Raw genomic sequence first — 19,363 nt, forward strand, 5'->3', positions numbered from 1 at the left:
GGCAAGGGATTAGCGCGGCGGGCGCAGCCGGATCTGGCGCAAAGCGCCTTCCGGCGAGCCTCGGGAACCGCGCCCCTTGCCCGCGCGAGGGCAACGCCCTTAGCCTCATATCGTACTGAAATTTATTGACAAATCGAGTTAAACGTGTCATACTATAAGTGAGGAAGGTAGGTTTTATCTACCCTTCCTATGATTCGTTGGCGATGACCATAAGTCATCATTCGGCAATTTTCGCCGACTGTCCTTCGTTTCAATTATTTTCAAAAAAATGTGCTTTTCGGCCAAATCGGGCTGCGTCGATGTCTAAATACATCGCAGTCACGAAGGCTGTTTCAACCATAGAGGATTAATATCACGTATGAATATTAGAATTAACAACGCATATATCGTTATTGCGGCGGCCTATCTCCTTGCGATACTCACACATAATTATTATGCACTACCTATGATTTACACGGTATTGGCTTTCTACCACTGAGGATTGTGGGGGGGGGAAATCCCCCCACATCCCATCTCTAAAGCGATGATTTTCACTAGCACCGCCTAGCTAGCGTACGCGCTCAAAACGGCCAATACGGTTGCCAGAGTTGCTGCACACATAAGATTTGGCAGTCTTGTGGCTATGCACCAGCGCCGAACCTCGGCGCGGCTGAAGCTCCCGGCGAACTTCTGCTTTGAAGGCCTGCCATGTCATACCGTCGGGACGTTCAAGCCGAAGTGTCGTTTTATGCGGGATGACACTGGCTTTAATGCCTCGCCGGGTGAAACGCAGAGCTGCGAGGCGCACATTGTCGCCTCGGCAGCGGTTCAGTTCAACGATGTAGACGACCATTTGGGGTCCCTTTTTTCGAGAAAGAGGCCCAGCGCTCAATTGCCGCGACCTCACCCGCGCGGAAGCGTGGGATTGGCGGCGGCAGTCGGTGGATTCCGGCTGTCAGCTTAGGGCGTTAGCCCCGCGTTTCTTGATGCCTGTGCGACATCGACCCGTTGTAAGGCAAATTAGACGCCGCGCTTAACGGTTCAAGGCCGCGCAATCGAAATATTGCCGCTGGCCAAGCGTCGCTATTCCGGTGCAGGCGGTCTTTGGGCAGGGATGGAGGAACGCGCTATCCAACAGCGCCGTAGAGACGACAGCCCTGCCACCGGCTGCATCGGCGGCCGGCGCGGGGTGTGGGGTGCAACCCCCTGGGCGCACGCCCACGCCAGGGTGCGGGGTCGGCCAGACCCTGCTGGCGCGGCTGGGTGGCCATAGGCCCTAAGCCCGCAACGGGCCGGCTCGCAAAAGCGTGCCGGGCAGCGATTACAGGCGTGCTGGAATCGCCACACCAGGGCAGCAGCGCAGCCCTGTCACTACCGCAGCGCAGGTAGTGACAGGGCGAAAAGCTAGGCACTTACTTCGCCTGCAATGGGTGAAAACGGCGGAATTCCTGGGCTTCGCACCGCATCGGGGAGGGGTGTTAGTTCAGCTCGACCAGCCCCGCATAAGTGCCTGGTGAGTGCCACGCGGGCACTCACTGGATTCAGTGAGCGACATCAGGGCCACAGCGCCCGCAACATTTCCAGAAAGGAAACCTGAAATGACACCGAACACGCAATGGCATGGCTCGACCATGCCGCGAACCCAGCGGCAAGGGGAGACCCCTGCCCAGGATGCCAGCAACAAAAACGACCGCATCGCACGGCCCCACGGGCACGGCACTGGGAAGGCCCACGGAGGCTAACCAAAACCGGAGGAACGACGCAGAAGCCGAATGACAAGGCGGCCCTGCGGCCGTCTCAACCCCGGACCGAATTGGAGACACATGGAGCGACAAAGTACGTCTTGCTAACCGAAATGCCGACCATTGGAAGCTGTGAAGCTTCAACGGCAACCCCGCCTGGCGGGAACCGTCTGGTCATTAAAACTTACCGAAAGACACGATGATGAAGGAGCTGAACTTCGACCTGTTGAACCTGACCCGCCATAGCGGGGAGGGGTCCTTTGCCACGCAGGCGTGCCGCGCTCGCGGGCTGCAACAGCTCGCCGACGAGCTGCACGCCCTCGGCTACAAAGTGAAGGCGGCCCGGAATCTGGCGCCAAAGCACGTTGACGCCCTGGTAGCGAGCTGGAAGGCCGGCGGCATCGCCGACGCCACCGTGCGCAACCGCCTCGGCTGGCTGCGTTGGTGGTCCGACAAGGTCGGCAAGCCCGGCCTCATTCCGGCCGACAATGCGAAATTTGGTTTGGAGGAACGCCAGCGCAGCGGGGTTAATCGCGGCCGGCGCCTCGAGGCTGACGACATTGAGCGCGTCGGCGACGCCGGCGTGGTGCTAGCGCTGAAGCTGGAAGCGGCGTTTGGGCTGCGCCGTGAGGAAGCATTGAAAATGCGACCGGTCCTGGCTGACCGAGGCAACCGCCTGGTCCTTCAGGCCAGCTGGACGAAGGGCGGCCGCTATCGTGAGATTCCGCTGACGCACCCCAAGCAGCGGGCTCTGCTCGATGAGCTGCGCCAGGCGTGCGGTGACGGGAGCCTGATTGGCCCCGGCCGCAACTATTACCAGGCGCTCAAAAACTATGAGAACAAGCTGCTGCGCGCCGGAATCCGCAACGCCCACGGCTACCGGCACGCCTACGCCCAATGGCGCTACAAGGTTCTTACAGGCTGGGACTGCCCTTTGAAGGGCGGTCGGACCGTCGACGGTATGACGCCTGCGCAGGCGTCGGCCGACAAGGCGGCGCGCTTCGAGATTTCGCACGAGCTGGGGCACGGCCGCCTCGATGTCACTGACACCTACCTCGGCCGGCGCTTCCCGACACACAACAACCGGAAGGCGGCATAACCATGAGCGACAAGGTAAAGGCGCTTGCCGAGAAGCTGACGCGGACGCGCAAGCTGACACAACAGGCGCGGGAGGAATTGGCCAAAAAGCTTTTCGACATTGACCAGGTGAGCCTGGCCATTACGGAAATGGCCGGCAGGGGTTTCGACACCCTGACCGTCGCCCCTGGCCTGCCGCTCGACTTGCGGTCGACGGAAGCGGCCAAGGAATCCTCTCAACTGCTGACGAAGGCTGGCTTTGCAGTGGAATGGCACAGACGCCAGCTGCGCGCGGATGACCCCGAGACCTGGTACATGCTCGTGACCTGGGCCAAACGGTAGCCTTAGCGCTCGCGCTCATCCTCCCGGTCGCGGCCTGGGCGCTTTCCTTTGTCCTGGCCAAGTTTGGGCTTCTCTGAAGGCCTGCTGCGCATGTCGGCCAGCTTTTCGCTGAAGCTGCCGGAAGGCTTTGGCGTCGGTTGAGCCGACCGAACCTTATCGGTGAAGGACGACGGTTTGCCATCGCGAGGTCCAGCCGGTCCTTGTTGCTTGGGTTTGAAACCTGCGGCCAGCTCGGGGCGGGGTTTGTCTCCTGGTCGGAAGGCTACAGGTTCGGCCGGCCGAGCCCGTGAGACCTCGCTGAAGCGTGGCGGCCGCTGTGATGGCGGTTGATGCTGCTGCACGCTTGGCGCTGCCTGCTGGGCGCTGGGCTGCTGTTGCCGAGAGGGCTCGGCTTTCTGCTGCTTGCCTGAAACATCCTTCGGGCCGCCGCTGCCGACCTGGCCCGGCGTTTGCCCGGTTGGCGAGCCTGAAGGTGCTTCAGCTGGTAAGCCATACCGGTTCCTAGCGTCGCGGTGAGTGTCTTTCGCTTGTCCGAGCTTCGCTTTTGCAGCGTCAGCTGCGCGCAATGCGTTGGGCAACTGGCGCCGGGCAGCATCAGCGTTGTTTCGCTTGGCCGGTCCATCATGTTTGTAACCATCGAGGGTGAAAAGGCTGCCGGGCTTTTTAGCCCTGACGACTTTGTTGTTCTCGAACCGATTTTCAAGCATGTCGGCCAGCGCCGGCCGACCATGCCGCCGTTCGTAGCGGTCCATTTTCTCCTGTGCTTTGTCCTTGTCTTTAAATGATGCCTTCATCAGCCCTGCCAAGGCGGTGTCGGCTTTGTTCTTCTCGTACTCCGCCTGTTCAATATCCTTGGCGTGTCTGGCCAGGATATTTTTCACGTCAACATCCATTGCTTTCCCCTCCGCTTGACCCATAATGTAACCAGAAGTTGCATTATGATTAACACTGTCGCCACCAGACTTGAACCGCTCATCTACATTCTGGGCCGGCTGCTGCTTATGATTGGACCGTTCCGTCGCTGGTGCCAAAGGCGCGACGCGCAAATCGAGACTCGGAACAAGATTTGGTCTGCCAGACGGGTCGAGCTTCGCGCCGCCGAGCATCGTGAAATCTGGCTTGAGGTTGCTGAGACCTATCGTATCTGCGGACTTGAGACGCCGTCCGAGTTTACCCTTGCCGACGACCTTCCCGCCACCATCCACTAAGTCCGGTCGATGAATGGCACGCAATGCGTCCATTTCCCGTGATACGCGGTCGGCATCGACCGCTTGCCAATAGTCGTGGTTGCTCTCCGCACCGACCGCCAGAGCGCGGTTAAACTCGGCCCGGGTCCGGCCCTGGTCGATGCGCGGATAATCAACCTCACGGAAGCGGCTGCGGGCGCCCCTACCGTTACGGGCATTGCGTGCCCGTGAACGCGGGCGAACGCCACGCCGGCGTGCGGCCTGGCTCTTTGGACCTTCATGGATAGGTGCGGCTCTGTGGATGCCCTGCGCCTCGAGCGTGCGCCGGTCGACGCGTTCTGACTTCTCTGCCGCCTCGAGTGCGTTGTTGGCGTGCACCTCCCACAGCGCCCGCAAGCGCTGTGTAGAACCGGCTTCGCTTGTGCCAAATACTCGCCGGCCTGTCTTCTTGTCGCGGTCGTGAAAAATCAGGTGACAATGCGGGTTGTGGGCCTCGGCCCCATTGTCGTGAAGGGCAGCAAACCAAGGCGCCCTGCCCTTGGTTACGTCCTCGGCGAAGCCGCGCACCAGCGTCATTCGCTGCTCGGGCGAAAGCTCACGCGGCAGCGCGAGCATGAGCTTGTCCCCTACCCTGGCATTGGCCCGGCTGGTGTCCTCGACCCGTCGAAAGAACTCCTGTGCTCCGGTTTTGCTGTCCGGCATGCGGGCAGCTTCAACCTGCGGCTCGGCACTTTCGCGTGTAATATAGCCGACGTGCGAGCTGGCCGTGTAGGGCTGGCTCTGCGTCGTTTTGCCGATAGGGCGGTGATTGAGGCTGTATATCGCCACCCGGCGTTTCCCCTGGGGGGCGCGGGTTTCGGAACGAAACCCATAAGTGCGCCCTCACCATGTCCTACCTCCGCAATCCCCCAAGGGCAAGTAGCTGTCGGCTGGTCCACGGCGCCAGTCGTGAGACGCCGGCAGCGGAGTCCCCTCCCCTCGGACAGCAACCTGTCCCCGGCGCAAAACGTGAATTATTGGGAAATCGCTGCTTGCACTACTTTCCCAACGATTTGCTACCTTGACGCGTCTTCTTCACAAGGCTGACATAGCGTCCGGGATTATTGTGAGGGGACAAGTCATGAGCGACGAAGCGGAATTTCCAGGCGATGACAACAAGCTGCCGACGGCCGGCGACAAAGCGGCCGACACGGCCAAGCGGCTAGCTAACGGAGGCTGGGGGCTGGCGAAAAAGTTCGGCAGCTTCGTCAAGCAAAAGGCCGAGGAAAAAATTGACGACACCAAACAGCGCATGGCTGAACCGAAGCTGACCGCCAGCGAGCAAACCACCATTCAGCGCTATCGCGCCATTCAAAAACTGCTGCCGCGCGACCATCTCGCTGGCCACCCTCCCCTGCCCCAGGAAGGCATGCTGAACCGGCGTGAGATACGTGAGTTCCTCGCCTCCCCCAAGGTGCCTGACTTCATCGCTGCCGGCGAACAAGCGGCGGCCGATGCTGAAGCGGCCAGGATTGAAGCCGAGAACCAGGCAGCGGCCGAGAGGGCGCGGCAGTTCGAGGTGGATGTCGCCGACATCGACAAATTCTATGCCAACACGCTCAATGACATCACCATCACCGTCGCCGAATTGCAGACTGTCCTGCCCGCCGGCGCGGTTTCCCAAGCCGGCGACCTGGCCTTTGAGGGCAGCCGTAGCACTCTCAACAAAAACTGGCTCGGAGGCCAGTCGCAGAGCACCAGCGAAGACATCGGCAAGCTTCTTTACAAGGGCCTGCGGAAGGGCTCGGCTACGGATGCCATTCAGGGCTCACGCTTCCAGCGCGCGCTGGTCTCGATGTCAGAGCAAGAGCGTGCCGCTTTGCGGCTCGCCGACATGCTGCTCGCCATCGGCGCCGTGGCCCCTGAAGACATCCTGAAGGCGCGCGCGCCTATCGTTTGGAACAAGGGCGAGTGCCTGGTGACCATCGAGGGCAACTATGGCGGGAACTTACGTAAACGCGAAGCCGCGTTGCAAGCGCTTAAATCTCTCATCAGCTCCTATTTCGGCGAGCCCGCGACCGGTACTGAAACCATCAAGGCGCACCTCGCCCGCGTTATGGAGCCGAATGGCGCACACCCCACCATTCAGCGTGTGCTGGCCCGCTACATCGTCAGCGGCGGCCGCTGGATGATGCCGGAAGAAGCGGCGGCCTTTACGCCAAAAGGCGCCTCACCTTCCGCTTTGCGCCTCGGCAAATTTTCCGACAGTGACAAAGAATTTTTGTTCGACATGAACGAAAGCCTGATTACGGTTGCGGCGCCTGGCACTGGCAAGAGCCAGGCGCACGTGCTGCGCAATTTGCTGTATATCGACGCTCCGGCCGTCGTGCTCGACGTGAAAGGCGAAATGCGCGACCACTCGGCTGCCTGGCGTGCGCAGAATGTCGGGCCAGTGCATATTTTCGCACCGACCACGCCGGCGACCTCGCTCCATTACAATCCGCTGGATTTCATCTCCGACGACACCGAACACGCCTGGGACGAAGCCCGCAGGCTTGCCGACCTGCTGTTTGTGCCGGCAGCGCAAAAAGGCGGCGACTCGTATTTCGATGACCGCGCCCGCGACATGATAACAACGGCTGTGCTCGATGTTGCGATTGCCGAAAAAGGCGACAAGCGCAACATGACCAGTGTGCTCGACCGCCTCTATCTGTCGGAAGACGACGCTCTGTCAGCCTGGTTCGAGCACCTGGAAGGCCTCGGCGTCTCCCAGCTGCGGCGCCAAGCATCTGCCCTCAAGGGTATGCCGCCCAAACAGCGAGAAGGTATTTTTGACAGTGCTCGGCGCCAGCTGGAGATCTGGCAATCTCCAGCGATTGAGCGGCTGACTACCAGCTCGACGTTTTCAGCCGAGACGCTGCGCCTGAACAACGCCACCTGTACCTGTGCGTCGCACTGGACGACATCAAGAAATACGCTTCGGTGCTTCGCGTCATCATCGGCCAGACCGTCAACCAGCTCTGCCGGGCGGCCCCGGAGGCCGACAGCCGCACGGTGACGTTCTTCCTTGACGAACTGCCCCGCCTGGGGCGCATGGACGTGATTGAAGAAGCGCTCGACATCGGCCGTGGCTTCGGTGTGCGCCTGTGGATGTTCTGCCAGAATATCGGCCAGCTCGACAACGCCTACCCCAACGCCCAAGGCATGATGAAAAGTTGCGCCATCCGGGCATTCATGAATCCGGACGAGCAAACCGCCCATTCTCTGTCTCAAAACCTCGGGCAGCGCGAATCCGTTCTCGACGGAAGCCGCAGACCGCTCGCGGAAGCGTCGCAGCTTTCCGGGCCTGACTTTGCCAACCAGGTGATTGTGTTCGGCCGTAGCAGCCATGCGGCTCGCCTCGAGAAGTGCTTCGCATTTGCCGACCGGGTCACAGCGCCACGTATGAAGACGGCGGGGAGCTAGGGCTACGGCCTTTCGGCCGTAGCCTGGTCGTCGCGTAGCGACACAAACAGCGTAGGCGGGCGTTAGGAGCGGTTCCAAGGGAAGTTGGTGACCCTTGTCACCTCTCCACCGCAAGAAACGGTTTTAGCGCGCTCTGGTGAGGTCCCCTGCCCTTTCATCGCTTTATTGGGAGTTCCTCGCCACCGATGTCCGTAGGTCGCCTCCGCCCCCAATAAACTCGGTTTGGGATACCCCTTTCCCTTTTCAAAAATCTGAGTAGCTCTGTTCTGTAGATTCTGGAAGATGTTTAGAAAGAGAATGTTCAGGCACCTGTTTAGACAGTGTTCTGTATCCTTATATATAGCAGCGCCACCAAGTCTGCGGCGAAGCGCCACCAACTCTGCGGAGCCCCGCCACCAACTCTGCGGAGCCAAAGGGGGGTCCCGCCACCAAGTCTGCGGGGTGGCGCCACCAAGTCTGCGGAACATGGCATTTAACCCTTTGATTCAATAGGCATCGAATCAGCCCTCACCGCCACCAAGTCTGCGGAGTCAAATGGCTGATGTTCCACGATATTTCTCGTGAAACCTAGCGTCGGATAAGGGTGCGTTGCGCCGGCAGCGCAAGAGCGTCCGGGTCGGCCGGCGACAGTGTCAAACCGCGCTCGGTTAGCTTCAGGGGGAGTTTTGGCAGAACCTCTTTGAGGTGACTGACCTCCTCCGCAAACTTCGCGCGGAAAGCGCGTGGCCTGGCGAAACCATCGCCGAATTGCTGCGTCACCGCCTCCCAGCTCAGGTGCAGCGGCTGGTCGATGTTGTGGATGCGCCAACCCAGCCAAAAGTATAGGTCGAGCTTGCGCGAGCTGCCGGCGAAGGCTTTGACCACCTTCGCGTTCACCGGTAGCGCGTGCTTGGATAAGCTCTCGAACATGGTCGGGCTGAACGTCACGGTACTCGGCCAAAGCGACCGCTGGTTGGGGTCACTCGACAACCAGACTTCCATGTCCTCAATCGGAAAAAACTGCTTGGTCTTGAGGCTTCCCGGGGCGAATGCGCTAATGCGCATTGAACAGGTTGCGAGCGCGTTCAGCTGCTCGCGGAACGCGGTCAGCGGGCCTTTCCGGCCGCCACTATCGGAAAAACCCATGTCCCGCACAAAACCAGTGAAGGTGTCAGCGATTTCGACAGTGGCCGACTTCTGGCGAATGGCCTCGCTGCATAGGTGCATGAGCACCAGGCGGGCCTTGGGGCCGAACGGCAGCTGGTGATGCACAGCCCTCCCCGTTTCATCCAACGTGGTGCCAGCCTGGACGATGATGCCCATGTTGCCTTGGGTGCGCACGTACTCGCGCACGCCTGCTGCCTGCCGCTCGTGCGGTAGCCCCACCACGGCCAAGACCGAATGGATATGCCGAACGTCAGCCAAGCTTGGCGGCGAGTTTTCAAAAACCTCACGAATAACAGCGCGGCGCCGGCGCTCGCGCGGCAAAGCGGCCAGCGCTTGAGCCTTCATGGCGTCGGCCGCGCGCTCCTGGTCACGCCGCTGCTGGCGCGAGATGATGGTGTTGGCTATAGCCAGAAACAGCGAGTTGCCCCGTGCTGCCTCGAGCTCGGCCAGCAGGTCTTCGTCGCGTATCAGTGATTCGTCGGGGCGGTTCATAGCCAAGTGTATCCCCTCCCCTGGCGGGCGCGAAAGTGAGTTGCCACTGAAACAGACAGGAATACGCGACTAGCCGCGAAGCGGTGCTGCGAGTCTAAGCGGCGCATATAGCGGCCGTAAAGGCCTCCCCCCTCCCCTCCCCCATTTTTTGGAATTGAGGCCTGGCCCTGCCTTCTCGTCAGAATCGTGCTAATAGCTAGCTGGTAGCTACTAGATAGCTACTAGCTATCCGGTAGCTAACTAGTAGCTTTTTGGTAACACCAAGCTAGCCGATAGCTACTAGATACCCTTGAGCTAGCTGGTAGCTATCCGTTAGCCTTTCAGTCGTAGGGTGGGACCAACAACAACGAGAAAGTGACACCATGCCTGTAATTTCATTCGCCAATCCCAAGGGCGGAGCCGGCAAAACCACGTCGGCACTGCTGCTCGCCTGCGAGCTGGCCGACCGGGGCGCCAGTGTGGTGCTGGTCGACGCGGACCCCGAAAGGTGGATTTCCCAATGGGGAGCGCTTCCTGGCAAGCCCGCCAACATCTCCATCGTCAGCGATGTCAGCGAGGACACGGCAGTCGATGTCATCGACAAAGCGGCCAGCCAAGCGCAATTTGTCATTGTCGACCTGGAAGGCACCGCGAACCTTCTGGTCGCTCATGCCATCGGCCTGTCCGACCTGGTGATTATCCCGACGCAGGGCGCCTCTATGGATGCCAAGGGCGCGGTGAAGACGCTGCGCCTTATCCGCAGCCAGGCACGCATGGCAAACCGCGAGATTGCCCACGCGGTGCTGTTGACGCGCACCAGCGCGGCGGTGGCGTCGCGCTCTTTGAAAAATATCCGCGACCAGCTGGACGCCGGCGGCGTCGAGGTGTTTTCAACGTCGATTGTCGAGCGGGCCGCCTACCGCGACTTGCTCGACTTCGGCGGGCTCCTGAAGGACCTGAATCCGGCCAAGGTGAGCAACCTGGACAAGGCTTTACTAAACGCCCGGGAATTCACGGCCGAAGTGGTCGCAAAGCTAAAGGCGGCCAGCGCGGTCGGGAAGGCGGCGTAACATGGGAGAGCAACGCACCAACCTGTTCGCCGGCGACGATGTTCTCGACCTGGCGGAGTTCAAGCCGAAAAAGCCGGCACGCCAGGGCTTGGCGGTGGCCAAGCAGGCGGCCGCTGCAACGGGCTTTGTAAGCCGTGAGGCTAAAGCCGCTCCTGCGCCCGTGGCGCTGGTCAAGCCGGTTCAACGGCGCCGGCGTACCGGCCGCAACGCGCAAATCAATCTCAAGGCTACCCCCGAAACCATCGCCGAGTTCTGCGCGATTTCCGATGCCCAGGGCTGGGTGTTCGGCGAGACGCTGGAAAAGGCGGTGGAGCTGCTGCGCGCCAAATACGGCGCCAAGGGGCAATAGGGCAGGGGCCAGACCCGCTACGGCCCGTCAAGGGCTTCGCAAGCGGCCAGGGCCGCCCTTGACCGGCCTTCGCGCTTCCGGCAGGGGCTTGGGACCACGAAAGGCCATCTGTGGCCTTTCGTGCCCAGCTGACGACTGGCGCCTAGTCCTTCTTAGGCTTCAGCTTGCGGACGCTGACCCGGCCGTCGACGGGTAGGGCGGTCAACTGGATGTTGAAACCGTCGCCGTCTTTGTGCGGCCAGGCTGCGCCAACCTTCAGCCAGTAGGCGTCGTCGCCTTCGCCCTCGATGATGTAAACGCCGTGGGTTGGGCGGTTTTTGCTCTGTTCGGTAGTCATGTGGATTTCTCCCTTTGGTTTTGACCGCCGCGACCATCGCGTTCGGTTCGGCCGTATTGGGAGACGAGCACCGTCAGGCCCGGAACGAGCCGGCCGGATGTCAATGGCAACACGGGAGCGCTAGCGAATGGAGCGGGCCGCCCCGATTGACGCCGGCAGGGCCGTCTCATGTCGAGCCGATAACCGGACGCATTGGCGCGGGGCCTCAAAGGGAACCACGATACGAACTAAACTGCACGACACGGATTGAACCCTCTGGCGAAAGTCTATATAGGGCTATGTAGAGAAGCGAGATAGGTCATGCCAAGCAACGACGTTAGGCTCAGCAGCGCATCACTCAAGGTCCTTCGTCTTTTCGTCGAGGAGCCACGCAAGGCGCGTTCGGGCAGCGAAATTACAAAGGAAGCGGGTATCAGCTCCGGGTCGTTGTACCCAATTCTCGACCGTCTCGAGACCGCCGGATGGTTTACAAGCCGATGGGAAGAGATTGACCCCTCTCAGGCGGGAAGGCCCCGCCGCCGCTATTATCAAATCACCGGGCTCGGACAGAATAAAGCCAATGAGGCCTTGGCGCCGTACCAAGTAACAAATGGAGCATTGGGATGGGGTCGAGCCTAATCGCAGCTCTATGGAGCGCCCTGGTCATCGTCGTCGGCAACCTGGCCTATAACCTCGCTGCGAGCGAGTTGTACGCTTGGTGTCCGAAATGGGCGGACCTGTTGGTTAAAGCAGCTTCAATGCGTGTCCCTAAGCGAAAGCGTGACAGGTATCGTGAAGAATGGTCGGCCGACCTCAACCAGATTGAGGGGAACATTGGCAAGCTTTTTTACGGGTTGCGTTGCTTCCCCGCAGCGTGGGGCATTTCGGCGAACCGCTTCGGAGACGACAGATTTTTCAGCGTCGAGCGCCTGCTGTATGGCACCGGCCTGTTCCTAGTGTCGACGGCGTTGGAAATCTTCAACGATTTGCACTATGGCGCGCCGCTTTTGAAACTATCGATGGATGCTTTGAGCCTAATGGCTTGTACGTTTGCCCTCTGGCGAGGTTATCAGGTGCGGAAGCGTCAGCGTTACATCCGCATCAGGGGCAAACGGACTTAGCCGATAGTCCAATCTTCGGCATCGAACAGCTGCATAAGGTTGCACCAGGAAATCCCCATGGCGTTGCAAACGCCGGGGATCTTCCGCAGGCTGTCGGGGCCAGTCTCCTCGGTGATGAGGGTGTAGCCATGGACCTCGGCCGTGGCGATGACGAAGCTGTCAGCGGCGAACTTTTCTTTGCCGGCAGCGACAAGGCCGGTGTAGGTGTTCAGCACATGCTGGACACGCTGCTGGATGGCCTGGTCGGGCGCGATAAACATATGTTCGCGCTCTTTCAGCCACTCGTGCAGCTCGGGCGAGCGCTTCGCGCACTCGGTCTGCACCAGCAAGGAGGACACCAGCCGCCCCTCGCCAATGAGCTTGTCGAACTCATCCCACAGCTTCGGGAAGCGTTTAGGCTTGTAGCGTTCATACCAGGCGCCAATAAGCGCCGATGTGTCGATGCAATAGACCGTTGCCACTGAGCGCTACCCTGTCATTCCAAAGGCAGCGCGCTCAATATTGGGAACGGCAGTGACCTGCATATTGAGGTGGTTGGCCACGTCGCGCAGCGTCAGCTGGCGGTCATAGTAGCCTTGAAAAACAAGGCGGGTGAAGTTGCGGCCGAGCTGGCTGAGCACGACCAGGTGACGCTCGGGGCCACCGCTGCTCTTCTTGTCAGCCAGCGCGTCATATTCCGCCTGAAAGCTTGCCCGGCGGCTGTCGTAGAACGCCTTGGTCGTTCGGCCGAGCGTCAACAGCCGGCGCAAAATAACCTCGCGGCTGACGCCGAATCTGGCGGCCAGGGCCACAAGCTCGTCCTCGGCCCAGGTCATACTCTGGCCCTTGGCCCGCACGAGGGGCTCGCCAAGCAACCATTCGCTTGGGACCAGGGCGGCGCCGGCGACGGCGTTGCAGAACTGCTCGACCACTGCGCTGGCAGGCTCCGGCGCGACGAAGTCGAGGCCGCTGATGCCGCTGGCCCTGACGACCAGGTGGCAGAACTCGTGCAGCAACGTGAAGGTCCGCCCGTTGGTGCGGTCCTTGGAGTTGATGAGAATGACCGGCAGTTTGGTCTCGGCGATGGCAACGCCACGCATCTCGGTCAATGCCAGGCGTGGCACCATGAACACCAGCACATCCTTGGCCTCGATGGCGGTGCGCCAGTTGTCGAAGGCCTTGGCTCGCCAGCCTTGCTGGTCGGTCTGCTTGACGCCGAGATAAGCGCGGATGGTCGTGGCAAGCTTCTCCACGTCCTCCTTGATGGTCGCCTGAAGCTTGAAGTCCTGCACGGGCTCGCCCACGTCGTTGCGCAGCTCGAGCGCCAGCTCGCGGCGTTCGCGCGCCTGGCGAATGGCCCACTCCAAGCCGGACTTGAAGGCGTCCTCGGGGGTCTCGCGCAGGCGCCGAAAGTCCTGAATCGGCTGAAAGCCGTGCGGCGGCTCGTTGAGGTAGAAAATCGCCGGCGCGCGTTTGTAGAAATTCGCGGCGGCCAGGAATTGGGGGAAGGTCAGCTGCTTTTCGCCAGCCTCACAAGCCAGCAGCTTGTCCAAGCTCACGCCCATGCCTTCGGCCGCCGCCTCGGGGCTGAGGCGGGCCTGCTCCCGGGCCCATCGCAGGATGGCCGGGTTGATATAGGCGAGGGTGCTCTTGGTCATGGTCGGTTTACTCTAACACAGCTGTCAATATGGCCGCTGCAAGTCTTCATCGGGTTAATGCGCTTGGACGGTGGGGGCGTTGCATCCTGGTCCGTCTATTCATAGCGGCCGCCGAACAAATCGCCGACGGCGCGGCGTTTCTTGTAGGTAAGGTCGCGCTGGCGCAAATGCTCTGGCTTGTCATGCAGCATGTGGCAGCGCTGGCAAAACGCCCGCAGATTCTTCGGCCGGCAATCGCCGGCGTCGTGATTGAGATGTGCAGCTGCGATGGCAACTTTGGTCGTGTGCAGCTCTAGGCCGACGCATTCGGGCAGGGCAGGGAGGCTGCGAACGGGCTTGCCGTCGCCGTCGCGCCAGCTGCCGGCGTCCTCGTCCCACCAGCGCCCGTCGCCAAGGTGCGTCACCGTCCGACCATGCGGCCGCGCACAGCGCTCGCAGCGCCCCTTAGCCCGAACAAAGCGAACCCAGGCCGACACCTGCGGCCAGTCGATAGGGTAAAGGAATCGGCGGTGCGTGCGGATAGGCATGGCTATGCGTTCCTCAGCCGCGAAATCGTGCTGTGGGAGACGTTGTAAGAGCGAGCGACCTCGCGCAGCAGCTCGCCGGCGTCGACGCGCGCCAGTGCCTCGCGCTCCTGGTGACGGGTGAGCTTGCGCTTGCGGCCGAACTTCACGCCCCGGGCCTTAGCGCGAGCGCGGCCCTCGGTCGTATTCTCAAGGATGCGCCGGCGCTGCCACTTCGCAGCCCAGCCGACCACAAAAATGATGATGTCGGACATTTCAGACGTCGTGTCGATAAACGGCTCATCGAGCAGACGCAGGCCTGCGCCGGCGGCCTTGACGGAATTGAGGATGTTGAGCATGTCCAGCGGGTCGCGGGCAATGCGGTCGGTCACGGTGGCCAGCACCGTGTCGCCAGCCTCGAGCGCCTTCAGCATGCGCTGAAGCTGTGCCCGGTCTGCGTTCTTGCCGCTACGCTTCTCATGAAAGATTCGCTCGCAGCCGGCTCCCTTAAGCCGGTCGATTTGAGCGGCCAGGTCCTGGCTCTCGGTAGACACGCGTGCGTAGCCGTAAATCATGCTGCATTATGCACCGGATTTATGCACCAGAAAAGAACAATCGGCACAACGGATTAAGTCTGGTGCATAAATCTTGAATTTTGCACCAAGCGACAGGGTGGGGATAACTCGCCAGGCCCCTGTTTCCTTTGCCAGTTCCTGATATGTTCCGAGATAGGGGATGATTCGGTCTTACTGGTAACAAGAGCACCTAACCTTCAGAAAAGAGCCAGGGAATGCTGACGGCCCCCTCCCGCCACATCCGCGCACGTCAAACCCGTGAATTGCTCCGCGCTGCACGCCATTCTTGGCGGGTCGGTCGGCCGATAAACTGGCAGGTCGTCATCGACTTCGGCTGGCCTGACCAAGGTGAAGAGTTTCGACCGTCGCGCCAGTTTCGCGACATCCGCCGCCGTTTCTGTTCTTGGTGGGACTACAAGCGTAAGCAGGGCCTTGTCGACGGCAGTATCTGCGACCTCGTCATATGGGAGGCGCCAGGCGGCAAGCATCACGTCAACTGGCTACTGAGCATCCCTGAGCACATGCAGGCAGAGGCCCAAGCCATCGTCGAGAAGCGCATGAAAAAGGTCCTCGGCGACTAGCCAGATGACACCATGCACCAACAGGCGGTCTATAACCTCAACGGCGACATGTTCTACCTGCTGAAGGGAGCGGAGCCGGAGTACGCACGCAAACTCAATATCAAGCCCGAAGACCAAGGCACTATCTGGTTTAGGCGTGCTGTGCCGTCCATGTCGTTGGGGCGCACCGCGCGCGAGCGCGATTGGGCCGCTGGCAGCATCGTCAACGGGCAACGGACGCGAGGCCTGCAATTTCCGCGTGAAAAGCGCGTCCTCGACGCCACGGCGCCTCGAGCAGCGCGGCCCTTGACCGGGGGCGCCACGCCCTCGTAAACGACGGGGCAGGGGGAAATACTGCTAAATATATATAAGAGGGGAGATGGCGGAGCGGTCTCAAGAGGACAGACACGACCTCGCGCGACGCCGTATTATGCTCGTCCTGCAAAAGCAGGTCGTCGCCAACGCCCGGACCCTTGAGCAAAAGATTTCCGACGCCGGCCCCTTCGGAATGCGCATCGACCCGCACGTCCTGACGCCGGCGCGCAACGAATTGATACAGGAAGGCCTTGTGCAGGCCACTGACAAGGCCGGCAACACCTGGTTTCACTTGGCCAACACCCCGGCGGCGGTCGTCACGAAACGCCTCGATGAGCTGGCCGACCTTTTCCTGAAATTCCAGGCCAACAACCTACCAGGCCGCTATGGTCAGACGCTCGAGATAGCGACGTTCCATGCTCTCTCCGAAGTGCCGAATCTGGAGTTTTTTGGGCGGTTTCCAGACCTCAACAAGCACGATGACAGCAAGGCTTACACCAAAGTCGAGCCCCCAAATCATATCGGCACGCTCGTCCTGCCAGGTCATCGCTCGCTCGACTTCCTGGTCCTGCACCCCGACGCCGGATTTCTCGGCATCGAATGCAAAAATGTGCGCGAGTGGATATATCCGAACCGCGAGGAAATCAGGGAATTGCTGTTGAAGTGCACCGTCCTCGGCTGCGTTCCGGTCTTCATTGCCCGGCGCATCCCGTTTGTCACTTTCAAGCTGCTCAACGCGGCCGGGGTGCTTATCCACCAGACCTACAATCAGCTCATGCCGGAAACTGCGACAGAAATTGTCAGCGTCGTGCGGCACAAGGATATGCTTGGCTACCATGACATCCGCCTGGGCAGTAAGCCGGACGCCCGGCTCCTCAAGTTCATCACCACCGATATGATGAACGTGGCGGCTGAAGCCCGTGAGAAATTCGAACTGTACAAGGACCTGTTGGCCGCCTTTGGCTCGGGCGAGATACCTTATTACGTCTTTGCCGCTAAGGTTCGCCGGCGTTCTAAGGGCCAAAACGAGGACAACGATTGGCCCGCAGAGGAGGAGCCGGACCTGTTCGATTGAACGGCGCCGGAAAAGGTGAGGGGATAGTCATGGTATTCTTTGGCACGCTGGCGTTCATTGCAGTCGCTATCAGCCTGCCGCTCGCAGCGATGTATGCGGCTGGCCAATTCGTTGGCCAAAAACCGCCGCCGGCGTTCCTGAAACTCGCCGTCACACTCGCCGTCGGCGCCGGTCTGCTGATGGCGGTCGCCGGCGCGCTGCTCAGCGCCCGCCAGGGCGGCATGAGTCTAAGGGATTGGTTCCTGCTGGCATGGGTGGCTGGCTCGGCGTTGACGGGCCAGGTTGCGCTCCTCGAGCTGCTCGGCAGCAAGCCTGCTCGAGACCTGCCACCGCCAAACACCTAACGGCTGCTCACCGCGGGTAAGGGTACGGCCGCGGCTGTGAGCGCCAGCAGCACGTTTTGCAGCTTGTCGCCGCCGGCGGTGATGCCATGTCCTTGAAGATAACGCAGTTGCCCGGTCCACGCGGTGCCTAGCCCTGGCTGGCGGCGGCCGCCATGGTGAACAAGGCATCGAGAAACGGTTGCTCGAGCTGAACCTGGAATCCGGCCTCGACCGGGAAAGTTAGCACCTGCCGCCGACCGCGTCGCTCGAGCGGACGCGCCTGCAGGTCGGCTAGGGCAATCCAAATATGGGCCGTGTCTTCGATGCCGACGCAGACGAAATACAGCGTGACATGGAACATGCGGGCGAACAGCGCGAGCTTTTCAACCTCGTCGCGCTCGAAAATGAGCATGCCGTCATAGACAGACTTCGCTTTGACATCGAACGCGAGCAAGCCCACGTGCGGCAATCCCACCAGGTAGTCGGGGCGCTTGATACGGCCTTTGAGTGCGGCCGGCACCGTGAACGGGGACTGCTCGACGTACATATACGCCACCGCTGACCAATTCAGCCAGGCGCGGAATGCCGTTTCGGCTTTCTGACCTTTGACGCGATGCCTGGTGGAGAGTTTGAACATTGCCGGCAGTCTGGCCTGACCTCGGCCCGCCCGTCCACCTTGAGGCGGTGTTTCTCCGCCACTGCTGTGTCGCACGCGACGCACTTCTAAAATGGGCAGAGTTCCCCGAGGGGACCTGCCTCCCGGCGAGGGTGGGGTAGCAAGGGCAAGGGATTAGCGCGGCGGGCGCAGCCGGATCTGGCGCAAAGCGCCTTCCGGCGAGCCTCGGGAACCGCGCCCCTTGCCCGCGCGAGGGCAACGCCCTTAGAACTGGCGCCGCCGCTGTGCCGCCGGTATCAAATTGCCGTCGTCATCTATATCGTCCAGCGTCACATCTTCCGTCCCAACCGAGTCTTCGATTGCTCGTGGGTTTCCAGAATTGTCCCCCACAAATAGCGTCTTTGGTCGAGACCTCCTCACGTTGCGAGGGAACTCGTTAGGGAAGGCTTTTGCGACCTTCCCGAGGAAGTCAGCGAGTGGCGACAGGTCATAGGCGTTGGACGCGATAATGCCCTTTTGGCGACGTTTCACGCGGGCGATTAGCCCTTCCTTCAGAAGCCGGGCCACCGCACGCTGCACCTGGCGCTCAGAAACCCCTATGCGGACGGCCAGCGTTGCCATGCTGGGGAACGGCTTGTTCTCCTTCTGCCACCATGCCCCAACCAACTGAATAAGCACCAACAGCTCGACCGGCGTCAGACGGCTCTCGACATCTAGAAAGCGATTAAGCAGCAACAGGTAGTTCGGGATTTGGGCGAACCCGCGTTCCGCCACCTCGTCACCCCACTTTTCAGCTATGTCAGACATCGCAAACCACCCTTAAGTGCGTCACCACCTTACGACAGATAGTCGTATAAATAGACATAATCAACCCATACACATCAATTCATACCAATGGATATATACGGATGATAATAATATCCGGGCGGGACCATACGACAAAAATCCCAAGTTTGCGCGGACAAATCCATCCGAAAACTGCTGTAACAATTCGTGATTGGGCGAATCGTCGCGAAACGCCTAGATGGCTGGTATCGCAAGAGAGGTCTCATAAGCCCACTCGGCGAAGCAGTTAGGCGCAGCCAATTCACGCCCGGGTGGCGCGCCTAATTGCCGACCGGCCAGAAACCGGGGAAGGGCGGCCGAAAGGCCCCCCTTCTGCGTTTCGCAGCCAACACCAACAAAGCATTGCCGCGACGACGACGCCTGCGTGGAGGATGGACAAGCGGCGTCGCCAGGTCAACCGACCAGGATGGGATACCTTGAGCACAAGGCGCCAGGGTCCGGGGTCAACCAGACCTGCTGGCGCCGCTGGGTGAAAAGGCCGTAAACCGCCATGCGCAGAGACGCATTCTTAAAATCGGCAGAGTTCCCCGAGGGGACCTGCCTCCCGGCGAGGGTGGGGTAGCAAGGGCAAGGGATTAGCGCGGCGGGCGCAGCCGGATCTGGCGCAAAGCGCCTTCCGGCGAGCCTCGGGAACCGCGCCCCTTGCCCGCGCGAGGGCAACGCCCTTAG

The 19,363-nt window shown here is 60.9% G+C and carries 20 protein-coding genes and 1 pseudogene; 11 read left to right on the forward strand and 10 right to left on the reverse strand.

Annotated elements, in window-relative coordinates; all coding sequences use genetic code 11:
• Positions 1 to 547: 547 nt before the first annotated feature.
• The gene (locus NKI64_RS31505) at positions 548 to 832 is read right to left on the reverse strand and encodes a hypothetical protein (protein ID WP_352671976.1); all 285 of its coding nucleotides are present in this window, start codon (positions 830 to 832) and stop codon (positions 548 to 550) included.
• Positions 833 to 1,920: 1,088 nt separating this feature from the next.
• On the opposite strand from NKI64_RS31505, the gene NKI64_RS31510 reads away from it, so the two are divergent.
• Positions 1,921 to 2,820 carry a phage integrase N-terminal domain-containing protein gene (locus NKI64_RS31510; RefSeq protein ID WP_352671978.1) on the forward strand — a complete coding sequence of 300 codons (900 nt, stop codon included), beginning with the start codon at positions 1,921 to 1,923 and terminating at the stop codon, positions 2,818 to 2,820.
• A gap of 2 nt (positions 2,821 to 2,822) precedes the next feature.
• Positions 2,823 to 3,140 (forward strand): hypothetical protein, encoded by a 318-nt coding sequence (locus NKI64_RS31515; RefSeq protein WP_352671980.1) that lies wholly within the window; start codon positions 2,823 to 2,825, stop codon positions 3,138 to 3,140.
• 2 nt (positions 3,141 to 3,142) lie between these two features.
• Here the strand turns inward: NKI64_RS31515 and NKI64_RS31520 are convergent, their stop codons facing one another.
• Complete coding sequence (locus NKI64_RS31520) at positions 3,143 to 5,155, reverse strand: MobA/MobL family protein (protein WP_352671981.1); 2,013 nt, start codon at positions 5,153 to 5,155, stop codon at positions 3,143 to 3,145.
• A 1,441-nt stretch (positions 5,156 to 6,596) separates the two neighbouring features.
• Here NKI64_RS31520 and NKI64_RS31525 point away from each other — a divergent pair.
• Positions 6,597 to 7,771 (forward strand): annotated as a pseudogene (locus NKI64_RS31525) (type IV secretory system conjugative DNA transfer family protein).
• Between the two features lie 567 nt (positions 7,772 to 8,338).
• Here NKI64_RS31525 and NKI64_RS31530 read toward each other — a convergent pair.
• On the reverse strand, positions 8,339 to 9,409 hold the full coding sequence (locus NKI64_RS31530; RefSeq protein ID WP_352671982.1) for a replication protein RepA: 1,071 nt from the start codon (positions 9,407 to 9,409) through the stop codon (positions 8,339 to 8,341).
• Between the two features lie 362 nt (positions 9,410 to 9,771).
• On the opposite strand from NKI64_RS31530, the gene NKI64_RS31535 reads away from it, so the two are divergent.
• Both NKI64_RS31535 and NKI64_RS31540 read left to right on the forward strand, forming a co-directional pair.
• On the forward strand, positions 9,772 to 10,458 hold the full coding sequence (locus NKI64_RS31535) for a ParA family protein (RefSeq protein ID WP_352671983.1): 687 nt from the start codon (positions 9,772 to 9,774) through the stop codon (positions 10,456 to 10,458).
• 1 nt (position 10,459) lies between these two features.
• Positions 10,460 to 10,807, forward strand: a complete 348-nt coding sequence (locus tag NKI64_RS31540) for a stability/partitioning determinant (RefSeq protein ID WP_352671984.1) — start codon at positions 10,460 to 10,462, stop codon at positions 10,805 to 10,807.
• A 142-nt stretch (positions 10,808 to 10,949) separates the two neighbouring features.
• Here NKI64_RS31540 and NKI64_RS31545 read toward each other — a convergent pair whose 3' ends face one another.
• Positions 10,950 to 11,144: a hypothetical protein gene (locus NKI64_RS31545; RefSeq protein ID WP_352671985.1), complete on the reverse strand. Its 195-nt coding sequence runs from the start codon at positions 11,142 to 11,144 to the stop codon at positions 10,950 to 10,952.
• Between the two features lie 300 nt (positions 11,145 to 11,444).
• Between NKI64_RS31545 and NKI64_RS31550 the strand changes: the two genes are divergently transcribed.
• Positions 11,445 to 11,762 carry a PadR family transcriptional regulator gene (locus NKI64_RS31550; RefSeq protein WP_352671987.1) on the forward strand — a complete coding sequence of 106 codons (318 nt, stop codon included), beginning with the start codon at positions 11,445 to 11,447 and terminating at the stop codon, positions 11,760 to 11,762.
• Positions 11,747 to 12,244, forward strand: coding sequence for a hypothetical protein (locus tag NKI64_RS31555; protein WP_352671989.1), 498 nt, complete (start codon positions 11,747 to 11,749; stop codon positions 12,242 to 12,244). Before NKI64_RS31550 ends, NKI64_RS31555 begins: the two co-directional genes overlap by 16 nt.
• Here the strand turns inward: NKI64_RS31555 and NKI64_RS31560 are convergent.
• The 4 genes from NKI64_RS31560 to NKI64_RS31575 all read right to left on the reverse strand — a co-directional run bounded on the left by NKI64_RS31560 (position 12,241) and on the right by NKI64_RS31575 (position 14,959).
• Positions 12,241 to 12,705: a DUF4411 family protein gene (locus tag NKI64_RS31560; protein WP_352671991.1), complete on the reverse strand. Its 465-nt coding sequence runs from the start codon at positions 12,703 to 12,705 to the stop codon at positions 12,241 to 12,243. The genes NKI64_RS31555 and NKI64_RS31560 overlap by 4 nt on opposite strands.
• Before the next feature lie 6 nt (positions 12,706 to 12,711).
• On the reverse strand, positions 12,712 to 13,881 hold the full coding sequence (locus tag NKI64_RS31565) for an ImmA/IrrE family metallo-endopeptidase (RefSeq protein WP_352671993.1): 1,170 nt from the start codon (positions 13,879 to 13,881) through the stop codon (positions 12,712 to 12,714).
• Positions 13,882 to 13,976: 95 nt separating this feature from the next.
• The gene (locus NKI64_RS31570) at positions 13,977 to 14,285 is read right to left on the reverse strand and encodes a hypothetical protein (RefSeq protein ID WP_352671995.1); all 309 of its coding nucleotides are present in this window, start codon (positions 14,283 to 14,285) and stop codon (positions 13,977 to 13,979) included.
• Between the two features lie 125 nt (positions 14,286 to 14,410).
• Positions 14,411 to 14,959, reverse strand: a complete 549-nt coding sequence (locus NKI64_RS31575) for a recombinase family protein (protein ID WP_352671997.1) — start codon at positions 14,957 to 14,959, stop codon at positions 14,411 to 14,413.
• A 215-nt stretch (positions 14,960 to 15,174) separates the two neighbouring features.
• Here NKI64_RS31575 and NKI64_RS31580 point away from each other — a divergent pair, with 215 nt between their 5' ends.
• The 4 genes from NKI64_RS31580 to NKI64_RS31595 all read left to right on the forward strand — a co-directional run bounded on the left by NKI64_RS31580 (position 15,175) and on the right by NKI64_RS31595 (position 17,253).
• On the forward strand, positions 15,175 to 15,540 hold the full coding sequence (locus NKI64_RS31580) for a hypothetical protein (RefSeq protein WP_352671999.1): 366 nt from the start codon (positions 15,175 to 15,177) through the stop codon (positions 15,538 to 15,540).
• Between the two features lie 12 nt (positions 15,541 to 15,552).
• Positions 15,553 to 15,852, forward strand: a complete 300-nt coding sequence (locus NKI64_RS31585; RefSeq protein ID WP_352672001.1) for a hypothetical protein — start codon at positions 15,553 to 15,555, stop codon at positions 15,850 to 15,852.
• A 97-nt stretch (positions 15,853 to 15,949) separates the two neighbouring features.
• Positions 15,950 to 16,909 carry a hypothetical protein gene (locus NKI64_RS31590; protein ID WP_352672003.1) on the forward strand — a complete coding sequence of 320 codons (960 nt, stop codon included), beginning with the start codon at positions 15,950 to 15,952 and terminating at the stop codon, positions 16,907 to 16,909.
• A gap of 29 nt (positions 16,910 to 16,938) precedes the next feature.
• Entirely contained in the window at positions 16,939 to 17,253 is a 315-nt protein-coding gene (locus tag NKI64_RS31595) for a hypothetical protein (RefSeq protein WP_352672005.1), read from the forward strand.
• Between the two features lie 127 nt (positions 17,254 to 17,380).
• On the opposite strand, the gene NKI64_RS31600 is transcribed toward NKI64_RS31595, so the two are convergent.
• Both NKI64_RS31600 and NKI64_RS31605 read right to left on the reverse strand, forming a co-directional pair.
• Positions 17,381 to 17,869 carry a hypothetical protein gene (locus NKI64_RS31600; protein WP_352672007.1) on the reverse strand — a complete coding sequence of 163 codons (489 nt, stop codon included), beginning with the start codon at positions 17,867 to 17,869 and terminating at the stop codon, positions 17,381 to 17,383.
• 243 nt (positions 17,870 to 18,112) lie between these two features.
• Positions 18,113 to 18,655, reverse strand: a complete 543-nt coding sequence (locus NKI64_RS31605; RefSeq protein ID WP_352672009.1) for a helix-turn-helix domain-containing protein — start codon at positions 18,653 to 18,655, stop codon at positions 18,113 to 18,115.
• Between the last annotated feature and the right edge of the window lie 708 nt (positions 18,656 to 19,363).

Source organism: Mesorhizobium sp. M0478, assembly GCF_040321305.1.
Lineage (GTDB): Bacteria > Pseudomonadota > Alphaproteobacteria > Rhizobiales > Rhizobiaceae > Mesorhizobium.